The following is a 15498-nucleotide window of genomic DNA, read 5'->3' as shown; positions in this document are numbered from 1 at the left end:
CCGGATGACCGTCCTCGCGCCTCGCGCGGTCGCCCCCGCCGCCGGACGGACCCCGGAGGCCCCGCCCTCCGGGGTCCGCCGGCGGCGCCGCACGCCCGGTGCCTCGCCGTGGTGGGCTCTGGTGTTCCTCGGGCCCACCGCCCTGGGCCTCGCCGTGTTCTACCTGTGGCCGACCGTGCGCACGCTCATCATCTCCTTCACGAAGTCGGGGCCGTTCGGCGGTGCGGAGTGGATCGGGTTCGAGAACTACGTGCGGCTGTTCCAGGATCCGGAGCTCTTCGGCGCTCTCCGCAACACCGCGGTCTACACGGTGATCGCGCTCATCGGCATCCCCCTCGCGGTCGGGATCGCCGCGCTGCTGAACACCACCGGCCTCAAAGGCCGCAGCGCCTACCGCACGCTCTACTTCATCCCCGTCGTCACCATGCCCGCGGCGATCGCGCTCGTCTGGCGCATGATCTACAACGGCGACTACGGCGTGCTGAACGCGGCCCTCGGCGCGGTCGGCATCGAAGGGCGGAGCTGGCTGACCGATCCGAACACCGCGCTGGTCGCGATCGCGGTCGTCGGCATCTGGGCCGGCCTCGGGACCAACATCGTCATCTTCCTCGCCGGACTCCAGGGCATCCCCGACACGATCATGGAGGCGGCCGACCTCGACGGGGCGGGCCCCGTGCGCAAGTTCTTCTCCATCACGATCCCGCTGCTGTCGCCCTCGATCTTCTTCGTCAGCGTCATCAGCGTGATCGGGGCGCTGCAGGTGTTCGATCTCATCTACATGATGCTCGGGCGCAGCAACCCCGCGATGCCGAACACCCGGACGGTCGTCTACCTGTTCTACGAAGCGGGCTTCCTCGACAACGACCGCGGCTACGCCGCCGCCGTCGCCTTCCTCCTGCTGCTGATCATCCTCGTGCTGACGATCGTGCAGTTCCGGCTGCAGAAGAAGTGGGTGCACTATGAGTGACGTCTCCCTCGACACCCGCGCGGTCGTCGGTGCCGCCCCCGCACGATCGCGGAGCGCGGGCACCCCACGGAACCGCGGACTGTGGATCGTGCACGTCGTGCTCATCGTCGGCGCCGCGCTCATGGTGTTCCCGTTCGTCTGGCAGCTGCTGACCTCGTTCAAGACGCTGTCCGACTCGGTGCAGGTGCCGCCGTCGTTCCTCCCGCGCGAGTGGGTGTTCACCAACTTCGCCGAGGTCTTCGACTCGATGCCGTTCGGGCAGATGTTCCTGAACTCCGTGCTCCTCACGGTCGGCCGCACGGTCGGGCAGGTCGCCCTGTGCACCATGGCGGGCTACGCGTTCGCGCGCATCGCCTTCCCCGGCCGGAACGCCCTGTTCGTCGTGTTCCTCTCGGTGCTCATGGTGCCCTCGCAGCTCTACCTGCTGCCGCAGTACGAAATCATCCAGGCGCTCGGCTGGCTGAACACGCTGCAGGCGCTCATCGTGCCCGGCATCTTCAGCGCCTTCGGGACCTTCCTGATGCGGCAGTTCTTCCTCTCGATGCCGGCCGAGCTGGAGGAGGCGGCGCGCATCGACGGGGCGAATCCGTGGCAGACCTTCTGGCGGATCATGGTTCCGCTCGCGAAGCCTGGCATCATCGCACTTGTGGTGTTCACCGTGCTGTGGTCCTGGAACGATCTGCTGTGGCCGCTGATCGTGACGACCGATCCGGCGAAGATGCCCCTGTCGGTCGGACTCTCGCAGCTCGTCGGCATCCACGGCACCGACTACCCGGTGCTCATGGCGGGTGCCCTGCTGGCGACCCTGCCCATGCTGGTGACGTTCATGATCCTGCAGCGGCAACTCATCCAGGGCATCGCGTTCAGCGGGACGAAGGGCTGAGACATGGCACAGCGTGAGCACGCCCCGAGCCGCCGCCCGACCCTGCGGATGGTGGCCGAACGTGCCGGAGTGTCGACCGCGACCGTCTCGTACGTGTTCTCCGGGCGCGCAGGGGCCAGCGGGGCGGGCGTGGCCGAGGCCACCGCGGCGCGGGTGCTCGCGGCGGCGGACGAGCTCAACTACCGGCCGAACACGGCCGCGAGGGCGATCCGCACGGGTCGCAGCGGCATGGTGCAGCTCTCCCTGCACATGCTGAGCGATCCGTGGTCGCTGGCGGTGGCCGACGCCGTGAACGCCGAGGCGAACCGGCACGGGCTGACGACGCTGATCCTCGCCGACGGCGACTGGCACGCGGCGCTCGACCGCGTCGAGAGCGACGTGGCGTATCTCGACGGCGTCGGCCTGGACGAGGAGGACGCGCGACGGCTGGGCGACCTCGTCAAGCGCGGCCAGCGCCTCGTGGTGTTCTCGGAGCACCTGGAGCCGGACGGCTTCGACGTCATCCGCTCGGACGCGATCCCGGGGTGCGAGCTCGCGATGGACCACCTGCTGGAGCGGCATACGGCGATCGGCTGCATCGCCGCCGAGGGGGCCGTCCGCCTCGCGGGAACCCAGGTCACGCGCTACACGCCGTATGTCGAGAAGCTCGCGGCGGCCGGCATCTCCGCGGATCCGGCGTGGACCGTGACCTATGCGGAGACGCAGGCCAGCGCCTTCACCGCCGCGATCGAGCTGCTGTCGCAGGAGAACCGCCCGGACGCCGTGTACGCGACGACCGACTTCGCCGCGATCGCCGCGATCAACGCCGCGCACATGCTCGGGCTCCGCGTGCCGCACGACGTCGCGGTGATCGGGGTCGGGAACACGCCGGACGCACGGCTCATCGCCCCCACCCTCACCACCGTCGGCCCCACGGACTTCTACGAGCGTCAGGCGCGGATCATCGTCGAGAAGGCGCTCGAGAACGAGCCCTCACCCGGTGCGCTGCACGAGTTCCCCTGGGCTCTCGTGCCCGGCGGGTCGACCGACCTCGACGCCCCGGCCTCCCGCGGCCGCTGAGCCTCCCTCCTTTCTCCCCCTCTGTCACGAAGGACTTCTGTTGGACCTCCACATCGGCATCATCGGCTTCGGCGCGCGCTCCACTCTTCAGGAGGAGGTGCACCGGCCGGGGCACGGCTCCCGCATCACCGCCGTCTGCGACCTCGCCCCGCGCGCCCGCGAGGACGCCAGGGCGCTCGTCCCCGACGCGCTCATCACCGACTCCCTCGACGAGCTGCTCGCGTCCGGTGTCGACGCGGTCATGGTGCTGACGCCGGACGACACGCACGCCGCCCTGACCATCCGCGCGCTGGAGGCCGGGGTGCCCGTCTTCTGCGAGAAGCCCCTCGCGATCGATCTGGCCGACGCCGACCGCATGCTGGAGACCGCGCGACGCACCGGCACCCGGCTCTACATCGGGCACAACATGCGGCACATGCCCGTGATCACCCTCATGCGCAGGCTCATCCAGGACGGGCGCATCGGGCAGGTGAAGGCCGTGTGGGTACGGCACTTCGTCGGGCACGGCGGCGACTTCTACTTCAAGGACTGGCACGCCGACCGGAGCCGCACCACCGGACTCCTCCTGCAGAAGGGGGCGCACGACCTCGACATCATCCATTGGCTGGCGGGCGCGTACACCGAGCAGGTGGCGGCGATGGGCGGCCTGAGCGTCTACGGCGACATCGCCGACCGGCGGGACCGCACGGGGGAGCGGATGCCCGATTGGTTCAGCATGGACAACTGGCCGCCGACCGCGCTCACCGGACTCCACCCCGTCGTCGACGTCGAGGACATCTCGATGGTGAACCTGAGGCTCGAGGGCGGGATCTTCGCGTCGTACCAGCAGTGCCACTTCACCCCGGACTACTGGCGGAACTACACCGTGATCGGCACCGAGGGGCGCATCGAGAACTTCGGCGACGTGGCCGGCAGCGAGGTGAAACTGTGGAACCGTCGGCATGCCGGGGCGGCCGACGCGGACGAGGTGTTCATCGTGCCCGAGGTGCCGGATGCGGGGCACGACGGTGCCGATGCGCTGCTCGTGGCCGAGTTCCTCCGGTTCGTGCGGCACGGCGGTCTCACGGCGACCTCGCCCGTCGCGGCGCGGGAGGCCGTGGCCGCCGGGATCCTCGCGACCGCGTCCCTCCGCGGCGATGGCTCCGCGATCTCCGTCCCCCCGCTCGACCCCGATCTCGTCGCCTACTTCGAGCGCGGCCAGACCCCCTCTCCCTCCCCCGTCGCCTGACCCCCCCGCCCCCGGCAGGGGAGTGCAAAATGGCACCCGAACCGCGGCTCCCAGGCACGTTTCTGATCCCGCAGTGAGGGGGGAGGGGGAAGAGGGGCGGGGCTCTCAGGGAGTTCACACCGAAGCGAATGTACAAACGTACATGTACGGGTGTCCAGGGGGTGAGCGATGGCGGAGAGCGCGCGTCGGCGGCGTGATCCCGAAGCGCGCCGCCGGGAGATCGTCACCGCGACCGCTGAGCTGATCGTCGAGGTCGGGGCCGACGCCATCACGCACCGCATGGTCGCCGCCCGCGCCGGAGTGCCGCTCGGGGCGACCACCCAGTACTTCGACACCCTCGACGACCTGCGCGGCGCCGCCTTCCGGGCCCTCGCGGACGAGATCGAGTGCCGGCTCGACGGGGTGCGGCAGACCCTCGCCGAACGCGGGGCCGGGGCCGACGTCATCGCCGCGCTCGTCCACGACAGCATCCACGACGGACACGCGGTGCAGGCGGATCGAGCGGTGGTCACGGCGGCCGTCCACGATCCGCGTCTGCGCGAGCTCGCGCGCCACCTGTCCGACCGCCTCGTCGACCTCCTGGAGCCGACCTATGGCGCCGACCGAGCCCGAGCGGCGATGATCTTCATCGACGGCGTCATGTGGAGCACGCAGATCCGCGACGTCGATCTCGAACAGTCCTTCCTCGAATCCGCACTGGCGCGGATCCTCGGAGAACCTCTCTCCCTCCCATCCGCAGCGACCGCCATCCCCTGACACCGAGGACCCCGCCTTGTCGAAACTCGCCATCCTCAGCCTGAAGAACCGCGCCCTCATCGCGCTCGTGACGATCGTCGCCGCGGTGTTCGGCGGGCTCGCGCTGACCAACCTCAAGCAGGAGCTCATCCCGTCGCTCGAGCTGCCGGCGCTCGTGGTCATGACCACGTACCCCGGCGCCTCGCCCGAGGTGGTCGAGAACGACGTCTCGACGCCGATCGAGTCGGCCATCCAGGGGGTTCCCGATCTGGAGTCGACCACCGCGACGAGCACGACCAATGCGTCCATCGTGCAGGCGATGTTCTCGTACGGCACGAACCTCGCGACCGCGGAGCAGAAGATCCAGCAGGCGATCAACCGGATCTCCTCGCAGCTGCCGGAGGACGTCACGCCGCAGGTGCTCTCGGTCTCGATCGACGACTTCCCGGTGATCCAGGTGGCGGTCACCGGCTTCGACGACGCGGACAACGCCCAGGCGCAGCTCGAGAGCGTCGCGATCCCCGATCTGGAGGACGTCGACGGGGTGAACGCGGCCGAGATCGTCGGCGGCGTCGGACAGCGCATCACCATCACCCCCGACCTCGCGAAGCTCGCCGCCGCAGGGCAGAGCAGCGAGGCGATCAGCACGGCGCTGCAGCAGAACGGCACCCTCTTCCCCGGTGGCGAGATCACCGAGGACGGCGAGACCCTCACGGTGCAGACCGGAGCGAAGATCACCTCGGTCGACGAGATCGCCGCCCTGCCGCTCGTCGGCACCGCGGTCACCATCGGCGACGTCGCGACGGTGGCGCAGGTGTCCGACCCGGTGACCTCCATCTCCCGCGTCGACGGCGAGGACGCCCTGTCGATCTCCATCACGAAGCTCCCCGCCGCCAACACGGTCGAGGTGTCGCAGGGGGTCATCGCGGCCCTCGACGAGATCGGGGAGGCGCTTCCGGACGCGGAGTTCACGGTCGTGTTCGACCAGGCGCCGTTCATCGTGCAGTCCATCGACACCCTCGCCACGGAGGGTCTGCTCGGCCTCGTGATGGCCGTGCTCGTGATCCTCGTGTTCCTCATGTCGGTGCGCTCGACCCTGGTCACCGCGATCTCGATCCCGACCTCGGTCCTCATCACCTTCATCGGGCTGCAGGCGTTCGGCTACTCCCTCAACGTGCTGACCCTCGGGGCGCTCACGATCGCGATCGGCCGCGTGGTCGACGACTCCATCGTGGTGATCGAGAACATCAAGCGCCACTACGTGGGAGATGCGGACAAGGGCGACGCGATCCGTCTCGCCGTGCGCGAGGTCGCCGCCGCCATCACCGCGTCGACCATCACGACCGTGGCGGTGTTCCTGCCGATCGTGTTCGTGGGTGACATGGTGGGCGAGCTGTTCCGCCCGTTCGCGATGACGGTCACCATCGCCATGGTCGCGTCGCTCTTCGTGGCGCTGACGATCGTGCCGGTGCTGGCCTACTGGTTCCTCAAGCCCGGCAAGCCGCTCCTCGACGACCAGGGGAACGCGATCGACCCGGAGGACCCGGCGGCCCCGCCGACGCGGCTGCAGCGCAGCTACCGCCCCATCCTCGGCTGGACGCTGAAGCACTCGGGCATCACGGTCGCGCTCGCGGTGGTGGTCCTCGCCGGGACCCTCGCCGCCGCCCCGCTGATGAAGGTGAACTTCCTCAGCGACTCCGGACAGAACACCATGACCGTGACGCAGGACCTCGGGCCGACGGCGAGCCTGCAGGCGAAGTCCGACGCCGCCGTCCCCGTCGAGGAGGCCCTCCTCGACATCGACGGCATCGAGCACGTGCAGGCCTCCATCGGGTCGAGCGGCTCCGCGCTGCGCGACGCGTTCTCCGGCGGCGCCGGGATCACCTACTCCGTGCTCACCGACGGCGACGCCGATCAGGAGAAGCTGCGCGCCGAGGTGCAGGACGCCATCGACGGTCTCGGCGACGAGGTCGGCGAGGTCACCGTCGCGGCGTCCGCCGGCTTCGGCTCCAGCGACATCGAGATCACCGTGTCGGCCGCGAGCGGCGACGACCTCGCCACCGCCACCTCCGCCGTGGTGGACGAGCTCGACGGCCGCGAGGGCATCGGTCAGGTGACTGACAACCTCGCCGAGGCGCTGCCGTACATCGCCGTGGTTGTGGACCGCGAGGCCGCCGCCCAGGTCGGGCTGTCCGAGGTCGCCGTCGGGTCGATCGTGTCGAACACGATGCGTCCCCAGCAGATCGGCTCGGTCGAGATCGACGACACCGCGCTCACCGTGTACCTCGTCAACCCCGAGCCGCCCACGACCGTCGCCGCCCTCCAGCAGCTCGCGATCCCCACCGCGGCCGGTATCGTGCCGCTGGAGGACATCGCGACCGTCGAGCAGCGCAACGGTCCCACCTCGATCACCACCGAGCAGGGACGCCGCACCGCGACCGTCACCGTGCCGCCCGCATCGGACAACCTCGCGGTCGCCACCCAGTCGGTCACCGAGGCGCTCGCCGCGGCTGACCTTCCGGACGGCGCCTCGGCCGAGGTCGGCGGCGTCGCCTCGCAGCAGGCCGACTCGTTCGCGCAGCTCGGCCTGGCCATGCTCGCCGCGATCCTCATCGTGTACGTGGTGATGGTGGCGACGTTCAAGTCGCTGCGTCAGCCGCTGCTGCTGCTGATCTCGGTGCCGTTCGCGGCGACCGGCGCCATCCTGCTGCAGATCATCACGGGCGTACCGCTCGGCGTGGCATCGCTGATCGGCGTGCTGATGCTCATCGGCATCGTGGTGACGAACGCGATCGTGCTCGTCGACCTCGTGAACCAGTACCGGGAGAAGGGACTGTCGACCGCGGAGGCGGTGATGGCGGGAGGGGAGAAGCGTCTGCGTCCGATCCTCATGACCGCGCTCGCCACCATCCTCGCCCTCACCCCGATGGCGCTCGGGATCACCGGGCACGGCGGCTTCATCTCGCAGCCGCTGGCCATCGTGGTGATCGGCGGACTCGTCTCCTCCACCGTGCTGACGCTCATCGTGCTGCCGACCCTGTACAACCTCGTCGAGGGGGCGCGGGAGCGCCGCCGGGCGCGGAAGGGCGAGCCGCACGACGATGGCGCCTCGGTCCCCGTCCACGCGGACGGCACGCCGGTCAGCCGGCGCGAGCTGCGCGAGAACCACGGCGAGTAGCCGCGCGTCCACAACTCAGGAGAAAGGCCCCGGTCCCGTCCGTAGGACGAGGATCGGGGCCTTTCGGCGTCGGTTCTCCGGAGTTGTGGACCGCGGTCAGGCGAAGGAGAGGCCCCACTCCACGGTCCAGGTCTCGCCGGGAGCGAGACGGCGCAGACCGCGGCCGCTGTTGAACGCGTCGGCCGGCGCGGTCATCGGCTCGATCGCGACCGCGAGCGGGGTATCGGGGTAGTTCGTAGCCGTGTACACCTGCACGAAGTCGAAGCCCTCGCCCTGCCAGAGCGTGACGGTCCGGCCGTCGGGCGCGGTGAGGGTGTGCCGCACCCGGCCGTCCGCGTCGCGCTCCAGGTCCGTGAACCCGGTGTCGAGCGAGACGTCGCCGACGCGGATGCCGTCGCGCAGTTCGGGATCGGCGGGACGGGTGCCGATCGGGAGCATGCGGTCGTCCGTCTGGAAGGCGGTGCGGGCGGGCACACGGAGGACGAGGTCGTGCGGGTCGACGTCGCCGATCGTGGGGAACGGGTGAGTGCCGACCGCGACGGGTGCGGGGGAGTCGGACCAGTTGGTGAGCGTGTGCGTGACCGTGATGCCGTCGGCGGTGAGGACATACGCGACGGACGTCTCGATCAGGTACGGATAGCCGGTCTGCGGGAAGACGGTCGCCCGCAGCGTCGCGGCCCCCTCCGTCTGCTCGATCGCATACGCCGTGAAGCGCAGCAGGCCGTGACTGGCGTTGTCCGTCTTCGGCTCGGTGATCGCGAGCTGGCGCACGGTGCCCTCGTCGTCCCAGCGGCCGTCGCGCACCCGGTTGGGCCAGGGCGTCAGCACGACACCCGAGCACGACGGCGTCGGGATGTCGAGCGGATACGGGGAGATGAGATCGACCTCGCCGATCCGGAGGGCACGGAGAGAGGCGCCGACTTGGGCGATCTGCGCGGTCACGTCGCCGAGGCGGAGGTGGACCTGGGTGCCGGTGGGAGAGACGGAGTTCACCTCGACATCGTAGTGCCGCGGGCCGCCGGAGTGCGGGGGTCTCCCAGGGATGCCGGGTAGACTGAGACGGTCGGCTTCGGACACCCGCGCAGGGCGCGGACGTTTTTCAGTGTGTGAAGTGTGAGTCCAGGGGCCGATGGTGCGCGTCGATCGACGCGAATCAACCATCACAGGAATGGCCCCGGCCGCAGATCGTCCGGACTCCGCTGGATCGGAGTGCTCGCGCGTGCGCGCAGCGCTGTTCTCGTGCGAGAACGCAAGAAGGACACCCGAATGCCCAAGAACAAGAAGCCCCGCGGCGGTCGCGCCGCCGCGAACTTCGAGCCGCGCTACGGCGCCAAGAAGACCTCGTTCCACGACCGCCACCGTCCGGCCGGCGGTCGGGACACGGCTCGGGACGAGCGTCCCGCGCGCGACGACCGCGAGGGTCGAGCGACCGGCGGGTACGACCGCCGCCCCGGGAGTCGCAGCCCGGGACACCGAGGCTACCGCCCGGAGGAGACCGAGTCCGGTGCTCCGAAGCGTCGCTGGAGCTCCCAGGAGCGCGCCGGTCGCGACGAGGCCCGCAGCATCCGCAACCGTGCGGAGTCCGGGCGTCGCGAGGCCCCGCACCGCCGTGACGATCGTGCCGGCGGCGGCCGGTTCGACGACCGCGCCGAGCGTCCGCGGTACAACGACCGGGCCGGCGCCGGACGGTTCGACGACCGCCCGCGGCGCGACGACCGCGGCGGCTCGCAGCGACAGGGGTTCCGCGACGGCGACCACCGCGGCGGCGGACGCCCGCGCTTCGACGACCGCCGGAACGAGCGTCCGCGCTTCGACCGCGACGACCGTCCGCGGCGCGACGACCGCGGCGGCGACCGCACCCGCGGCAACGGCCAGGGGACCGAGCGTTCGTACGACGCCGCCCGTGCGCGCCGTGCCTTCGACCGCGACCGCACGCAGCGCTCCTTCGAGGGCGGGCGCGAGCGTCCGTCGACCGGAGGGGCCTACCGCACCGAGCGTCCGCGTCGGGACGAGCGTCCCCGTCGCGACGAGCGTCCGACCCGCAGCGACTGGAACGCGAAGCCGAAGGCCGCGTTCGAGCAGACCGACGACGTCGTCCACGAGCGCCTCGAGGCACAGGCCGTGCAGGCCGTCGAGGTCGAGGGCGTCACGTTCGCCGACCTCGGCCTGGGCTCCAACATCACCGAGACCCTGAACAACATGGGCGCCGCGACGCCGTTCCCGATCCAGGCGGCGAGCATCCCGGCCGTCCTCGAAGGGCGCGACGTGCTCGCCCGAGGACGCACGGGTTCCGGCAAGACCATCGCCTTCGGGGCACCGCTCGTCGAGCGGGTGCTGCAGTCGCAGGCGGGCAAGCGTCGCGAGTTCGGCCGTGCGCCGCGTGCGATCATCCTCGCTCCGACGCGCGAGCTCGCGCTGCAGATCGACCGGACCATCCAGCCGATCGCCCGCAGCGTCGGCCTCTTCACGACGCAGATCTACGGCGGTGTGCCCCAGGGGCGCCAGGTGGGCGCGCTGAAGAAGGGCGTCGACATCGTCATCGGCACCCCCGGTCGTGTCGAGGATCTGATGAACCAGGGCAAGCTCGACCTGTCCGACTGCCGCATCGCGGTGCTCGACGAGGCCGACCACATGTGCGAGCTCGGATTCGTCGAGCCCGTGCAGCGCATCCTCCGCCGCACGGCCGAGGGGAGCCAGAAGCTCCTGTTCTCCGCGACCCTCGACCGCGAGGTCGCGGCGCTGGTGGACGAGTTCCTCGTCGACCCCGCCGTGTTCGAGGTCGCGGGCGAAGACCAGGGCTCCAGCACCATCGAGCACCGGGTGCTCGTCATCGAGCACCGCGACAAGGCGGACATCCTCACGTCGCTCGTCGACCGCGAGGGCAAGACGCTCGTCTTCGCTCGCACGCGCGCCTACGCCGAGATGCTGGCCGATCAGTTCGACGACGCGGGGATCCCCGCGGTGTCGCTGCACGGCGACCTCAACCAGGCCAAGCGCACGCGCAACCTGGAGAAGCTGACCTCGGGTCGGGTGAACGTCCTCGTGGCCACCGACGTCGCCGCGCGCGGCATCCACGTCGACGACATCGACCTCGTGGTCCAGGCCGACGCGCCGGACGAGTACAAGACCTACCTGCACCGCTCCGGTCGCACGGGTCGCGCCGGGCGCTCGGGCCGGGTCGTCACGCTCATCACGCGGCAGCGTCAGCGCCGGATGACCGAGCTGCTCGGTCGCGCCGAGATCGAGGCCCCGTTCGAGCAGGCCCGCCTGGACGACGACGTGATCGAGGAGATCGCCGGGCGCGCGCCGTCCGCCGCCGAGCTCACTTCCTGACGCGTTCGGGATCAGAAAGGCCCCGGAGACCTCGGTCTCCGGGGCCTTTTCGCACTCTGCACCGGGCGGGTCAGGGGAGGGTGTGCTCGTGGAGGGACGTCGTGAGGGCGGTGCCGTTGAGGTCGAGGTAGAGGACGCGCTCGGTGACCGTGAGGGTCAGGGTGTTCCGGCGGGCGAGGTGGGGCGTGGCGGTGTCGACGAAGCCGGGATCGAAGCTGTAGACGCGGATCTCCTCGGCCCGGTGGATGCGCTTGTCGGCCCACGGTGCCATGACCTTGGCGGGATCGCGGTGCGTGTAGACCACGGTCCGGTCCGCGAGGCGGGAGGCGTGATGCAGCCGCGCGGCATCGGGAGCGCCCACCTCGATCCAGACCGTGACCCGGCCCGTGAGGTCGCGCACGAGCACCGCAGGCTCCTCGGTGTCGGAGACGCTGCCGCCGAACGCGATGCCCTCCGCGAACTCGAGTCCGTAGGCGAGCACCCGCGTGAGCATGTACGCGTCGGTCTCGGACGGGTGCCGGGCGGCCCGGAGCGACACGTCTTCGTAGACCCCGCGATCGGTGTCGGCGAGCTGCATCTCGAACGTGTGGACTGTCGAACCGATCGCCATGATCCTCGAGCCTACGCGGAGCTGCGCCCTCCGGCCGACCGGGTCAGAACAGCATCGGCTGCGGCGGGGTGGCGGCTGCGGCGCGACCGCTCGGCGTGAACATCACCGGCCCGGCCGCCGGGGTCTCCGTCTGCACGTGGCCCTGTCCGGGGCGGAAGCCGCGCCGCGGATAGTCGTCTTCGTGCCGCCCATCGAGCCCGTGCATCCGGATGAGCGGACGAGCGCGCTTGGCGAGCCACTGCCGATACGGCTTCGGCGCCTCGACCGACGCTCCGGGATAGAGGCCCCGATACGACGACACGAGGTCGGGACGGTTCTCGCCGAGCCACTGGAAGAACCACGGCTTGACGCCGGGACGCAGGTGCAGGGCTCCGTAGATCACGCTCCGCGCTCCGGCGGCCTTGATGCGGCGGAGAGCGTCGTCGATCGCGGCGAGGGAGTCGGTGAGGTGCGGCATGATCGGCATGAGGAACACCGTGACGGGGAAGCCGGCGTCGGCGAGCGCGCGGACGGTGTCGAGGCGGGCCTGCGTGGTCGGGGCGCCCGGCTCGATCGCCTTCTGCAGCGTGTCGTCGTACATCGCGATCGACATCTGCACGTCGACCGGCACGCGCAGCGCCGCCTTCTTCAGCAGCGGGATGTCGCGGCGGATCAGCGTGCCCTTCGTGAGGATCGACATCGGGGTGCCCGACGCCGCGAGCGCCTCGATGATGCCGGGCATGAGGGCGTAGCGCCCCTCGGCCCGCTGGTACGGGTCGGTGTTCGTGCCGAGGGCGACCGTCTCGTGCTGCCAGCTCCCGCGGCGCAGCTCCCGTTCGAGCACCTCGACGACGTTGACCTTGACGACGATCTGGGTGTCGAAGTCGGCGCCGCCGTCCAGGTCGAGGTACTCGTGCGTGCCCCGCGCGAAGCAGTAGGTGCAGGCGTGGGAGCAGCCACGGTAGGGGTTGATCGTCCAGGCGAAGGGCATGCGCGACGCCCCGGGGACATGGTTGAGGGCGGACTTCGACAGCACCTCGTGGAATGTCATGCCGGCGAACTCCGGCGTGGTCACGGTGCGGAGGACGCTGGACCGGTTCTCGAGGCCGGGCAGCGCCGCCTCGTCGCTGTCCGCGAGCTTCTGTCCCTGCCACCGCATCGTCCTATTCGAACAAAGAACCGAATCGAAGTCAAGCGAGTGTGGCATCAATGTTCGAATGGAAGAATGGGCGCATGCCCACCTCGCCGCACGCTCAGCATGCGGCGCCGCGTTCCCCGATCCTCGGCCCCGCTCTGCCGGTCGGGCTGGCGGTGACCGCGCTGGGGGTGGTGCTGTCCCTCACCGGCGCGGCCGCGACCCCCGTGGCGTCGGAACCGCTCCCGCGCCCTGTCGCGGTGATGCAGGTGCCCTCGGTGCAGAACGCGGCGACACCCGCGGCCGATCCCTGCGCCGACACCGCGGTGCAGGAGGCGATCGCCGCGGGCGACGACGCCACCACGGTGGCCGCCTTCGGCGGCGGGGTGCCCTTCCGCGAAGCCGTGGTCGCCGGGAACGCGCCCTGTGTCTCGCTCAGCGATCCCGCCCGGATCTGGGTGGTGGTGAACAAGGGGCGCCCGCTCGATCCGGCCGCCTACGAACCCGCGGAACTGGGCCAGGTGCCGCTGCAGATGACGACGCCGTCGGGCCGCGTGCGCGCGGAGGTCGCCGACGCGGTCGGGCGCATGGCGGATGCTGCCGCCGCCGCGGGGGTCGGGCGCATCGGCGCGAACAACGGCTACCGTTCCTACGGGCTCCAGGTCGCGACCTATGGCGCCCACGTGCGGGACCAGGGGCAGGCCGACGCGGACGCCGGCTCGGCACGCCCGGGGCACAGCGAGCATCAGACCGGTCTCGCCCTCGACGTCGTGGCCTGCGATGCCGGGTGCGGCGGCCTCGACGGCTTCGGGGCGACGCGGCAGAGCGAGTGGGTGGCCGCGCACGCCTGGGAGTACGGGTTCATCGTGCGCTATGAGCAGGTCGGCACCCCCGTCACCGGCTACGCCCCCGAGCCCTGGCACCTGCGCTACGTCGGCACGGAGCTCGCGGCGGCGTACCACGAGGGCGGCTTCCACACCCTCGAGGAGTTCTTCGGCCTGCCCGCCGCCCCCGACTACGCGCACTGAGGGCGCGTCCGCGGTGTCGTCCGGCGTGCTCTGAGGCATCCCACAAACGCGGTACCCAGTCCCACCCGGGATGGGATGCATTCTCACAATCGCCTGTCCTGCCCCGTGTTCCCGCCGTAGACTCGCCGGAGCAACGACGCACGACACGTTCGGGAGGACGGCATGGAACGCGACATCTACGAAGAGGATCACGAGGCCTTCCGCGACCTCGTCAAGGACTTCGTCAAGCGCCACGTCACGCACGAGGCCATCGAGAAGTGGGATGCCGCCGGCGAGGTGGACCGCGCCACGATGCGCGCCGCCGGTGAGGCCGGCATCATCGGGCTCTCCGTGCCCGAGGAGTTCGGCGGCGCCGGGATGCTGCAGGACTACCGCTTCCGCGCGATCGTGAACGAAGCGGTCATCGCGGCCGGGGCGGGCTCGCTCGCCGGGGCCTTCGGCATCCAGGACGACCTGGCCGTGCCGTACCTCGTGCACATGGGCACGCAGGAGCAGAAGGAGAAGTGGCTGCCCCGCATGGCCACTGGCGAGGTCGTCGGCGCGCTCGCCATGACCGAGCCCGGCGCGGGCTCCGACCTCCGCGGCATCAAGACCACGGCGAAGAAGGTCGACGGCGGCTACCTCGTCAACGGTGCCAAGACGTTCATCTCGTCGGGCGCGACCGCCGACCTCGTCGTGACCTTCGTCAAGACGGGCGAGGGCAACCGGCCGGACGCGTTCAGCCTCGTCCTCATCGAGAAGGGCATGGAGGGGTTCGACAACGGCAAGAAGCTCTCGAAGATGGGCTTCCACGGTCACGACACCGCCGAGCTGTCGTTCACCGACGTGTTCGTGCCCGAGGAGAACCTCATCGGCGGCGTCGAGGGCAAGGGCTTCATCCAGCTCATGATGAACCTCCCGCTCGAGCGCCTCTCGATCGGCGTGGCCGGAGCCGCCGCCGCGCAGGCCGCGCTCGACTGGACCGTCGCCTACACGAAGGACCGCGAGGCCTTCGGGGAGCGCATCATCGACTTCCAGAACAGCCGCTTCACCATCGCCGACATGTCCGCCACGGTCGACGCGCTGTGGGCCTTCATCGACCGCGCGCTGCTGGCCTACAAGGACGGCAAGCTCTCGGCCGAAGAGGCCGCGAAGGTCAAGTTCTGGGCGACCGAGCGGGAGTGGGAGGTGCTCGACGCCGGGGTCCAGCTCCACGGCGGCTACGGCTACATCACGGAGTACCCCATCGCCCGTGCCTTCCTCGACGCCCGCGTGCACCGCATCTACGGCGGCACGAACGAGATCATGCGTGAGATCGTCGGGCGTCAGATCGCCGGCAAGCGCTGACGTCTCCGGGCACAGCTTCGGAGATTCCCCTCGGCAC

The 15498-nt window shown here is 70.5% G+C and carries 12 protein-coding genes; 9 read left to right on the top strand and 3 right to left on the bottom strand.

Going from position 1 to position 15498, the window contains the following annotated elements; all coding sequences use genetic code 11:
- The first annotated feature begins 4 nt into the window (after window positions 1-4).
- From B2W79_RS05925 to B2W79_RS05900, 6 genes are all read left to right on the top strand, one after another.
- A complete protein-coding gene (locus B2W79_RS05925) occupies window positions 5-967 on the top strand; it encodes a carbohydrate ABC transporter permease (RefSeq protein ID WP_292787860.1) in 963 nt (320 codons plus the stop codon).
- Window positions 960-1850 (top strand): carbohydrate ABC transporter permease, encoded by an 891-nt coding sequence (locus tag B2W79_RS05920; RefSeq protein WP_292787858.1) that lies wholly within the window; start codon window positions 960-962, stop codon window positions 1848-1850. Before B2W79_RS05925 ends, B2W79_RS05920 begins: the two co-directional genes overlap by 8 nt.
- A 3-nt stretch (window positions 1851-1853) precedes the next feature.
- A complete protein-coding gene (locus tag B2W79_RS05915) occupies window positions 1854-2909 on the top strand; it encodes a LacI family DNA-binding transcriptional regulator (RefSeq protein ID WP_292787856.1) in 1056 nt (351 codons plus the stop codon).
- A 40-nt stretch (window positions 2910-2949) separates the two neighbouring features.
- A complete protein-coding gene (locus tag B2W79_RS05910; RefSeq protein WP_292787854.1) occupies window positions 2950-4137 on the top strand; it encodes a Gfo/Idh/MocA family protein in 1188 nt (395 codons plus the stop codon).
- Between the two features lie 168 nt (window positions 4138-4305).
- Window positions 4306-4893 carry a TetR/AcrR family transcriptional regulator gene (locus tag B2W79_RS05905; protein ID WP_292787852.1) on the top strand — a complete coding sequence of 196 codons (588 nt, stop codon included), beginning with the start codon at window positions 4306-4308 and terminating at the stop codon, window positions 4891-4893.
- A 16-nt stretch (window positions 4894-4909) separates the two neighbouring features.
- The gene (locus B2W79_RS05900; RefSeq protein WP_292787850.1) at window positions 4910-8050 is read left to right on the top strand and encodes an efflux RND transporter permease subunit; all 3141 of its coding nucleotides are present in this window, start codon (window positions 4910-4912) and stop codon (window positions 8048-8050) included.
- A gap of 96 nt (window positions 8051-8146) precedes the next feature.
- Here B2W79_RS05900 and B2W79_RS05895 read toward each other — a convergent pair whose 3' ends face one another.
- On the bottom strand, window positions 8147-9043 hold the full coding sequence (locus B2W79_RS05895; RefSeq protein ID WP_292787848.1) for an aldose 1-epimerase family protein: 897 nt from the start codon (window positions 9041-9043) through the stop codon (window positions 8147-8149).
- Between the two features lie 273 nt (window positions 9044-9316).
- Here B2W79_RS05895 and B2W79_RS05890 point away from each other — a divergent pair, with 273 nt between their 5' ends.
- Window positions 9317-11383 carry a DEAD/DEAH box helicase gene (locus tag B2W79_RS05890; RefSeq protein ID WP_292787846.1) on the top strand — a complete coding sequence of 689 codons (2067 nt, stop codon included), beginning with the start codon at window positions 9317-9319 and terminating at the stop codon, window positions 11381-11383.
- Between the two features lie 70 nt (window positions 11384-11453).
- Here the strand turns inward: B2W79_RS05890 and B2W79_RS05885 are convergent, their stop codons facing one another.
- Window positions 11454-11993, bottom strand: coding sequence for a YaeQ family protein (locus B2W79_RS05885; protein ID WP_292787844.1), 540 nt, complete (start codon window positions 11991-11993; stop codon window positions 11454-11456).
- A gap of 43 nt (window positions 11994-12036) precedes the next feature.
- Window positions 12037-13131 carry an Rv2578c family radical SAM protein gene (locus B2W79_RS05880; protein WP_292787842.1) on the bottom strand — a complete coding sequence of 365 codons (1095 nt, stop codon included), beginning with the start codon at window positions 13129-13131 and terminating at the stop codon, window positions 12037-12039.
- 74 nt (window positions 13132-13205) lie between these two features.
- Between B2W79_RS05880 and B2W79_RS05875 the strand changes: the two genes are divergently transcribed.
- A complete protein-coding gene (locus B2W79_RS05875) occupies window positions 13206-14135 on the top strand; it encodes a M15 family metallopeptidase (RefSeq protein ID WP_292787840.1) in 930 nt (309 codons plus the stop codon).
- Between the two features lie 162 nt (window positions 14136-14297).
- Entirely contained in the window at window positions 14298-15461 is a 1164-nt protein-coding gene (locus tag B2W79_RS05870) for an acyl-CoA dehydrogenase family protein (RefSeq protein WP_292787839.1), read from the top strand.
- Window positions 15462-15498: the final 37 nt, after the last annotated feature.

Origin of the sequence: Microbacterium sp. UBA7513 (genome assembly GCF_002478345.1) — a bacterium.
GTDB lineage: Bacteria > Actinomycetota > Actinomycetes > Actinomycetales > Microbacteriaceae > Microbacterium.
Note: the sequence above shows the minus strand (reverse complement) of the source record. Positions and strands in the feature narration are given on the sequence as shown.

What these genes read in the sequence shown, in the direction of transcription:
- B2W79_RS05885 (WP_292787844.1), bottom strand. Translation starts at nt 11,993, where the DNA reads ATGGCGATCGGTTCGACAGTCCACACGTTCGAGATGCAGCTCGCCGAC.
- B2W79_RS05920 (WP_292787858.1), top strand. Translation starts at nt 960, where the DNA reads ATGAGTGACGTCTCCCTCGACACCCGCGCGGTCGTCGGTGCCGCCCCC.
- B2W79_RS05915 (WP_292787856.1), top strand. Translation starts at nt 1,854, where the DNA reads ATGGCACAGCGTGAGCACGCCCCGAGCCGCCGCCCGACCCTGCGGATG.
- B2W79_RS05875 (WP_292787840.1), top strand. Translation starts at nt 13,206, where the DNA reads ATGCCCACCTCGCCGCACGCTCAGCATGCGGCGCCGCGTTCCCCGATC.
- B2W79_RS05880 (WP_292787842.1), bottom strand. Translation starts at nt 13,131, where the DNA reads ATGCGGTGGCAGGGACAGAAGCTCGCGGACAGCGACGAGGCGGCGCTG.
- B2W79_RS05905 (WP_292787852.1), top strand. Translation starts at nt 4,306, where the DNA reads ATGGCGGAGAGCGCGCGTCGGCGGCGTGATCCCGAAGCGCGCCGCCGG.
- B2W79_RS05870 (WP_292787839.1), top strand. Translation starts at nt 14,298, where the DNA reads ATGGAACGCGACATCTACGAAGAGGATCACGAGGCCTTCCGCGACCTC.
- B2W79_RS05890 (WP_292787846.1), top strand. Translation starts at nt 9,317, where the DNA reads ATGCCCAAGAACAAGAAGCCCCGCGGCGGTCGCGCCGCCGCGAACTTC.
- B2W79_RS05925 (WP_292787860.1), top strand. Translation starts at nt 5, where the DNA reads ATGACCGTCCTCGCGCCTCGCGCGGTCGCCCCCGCCGCCGGACGGACC.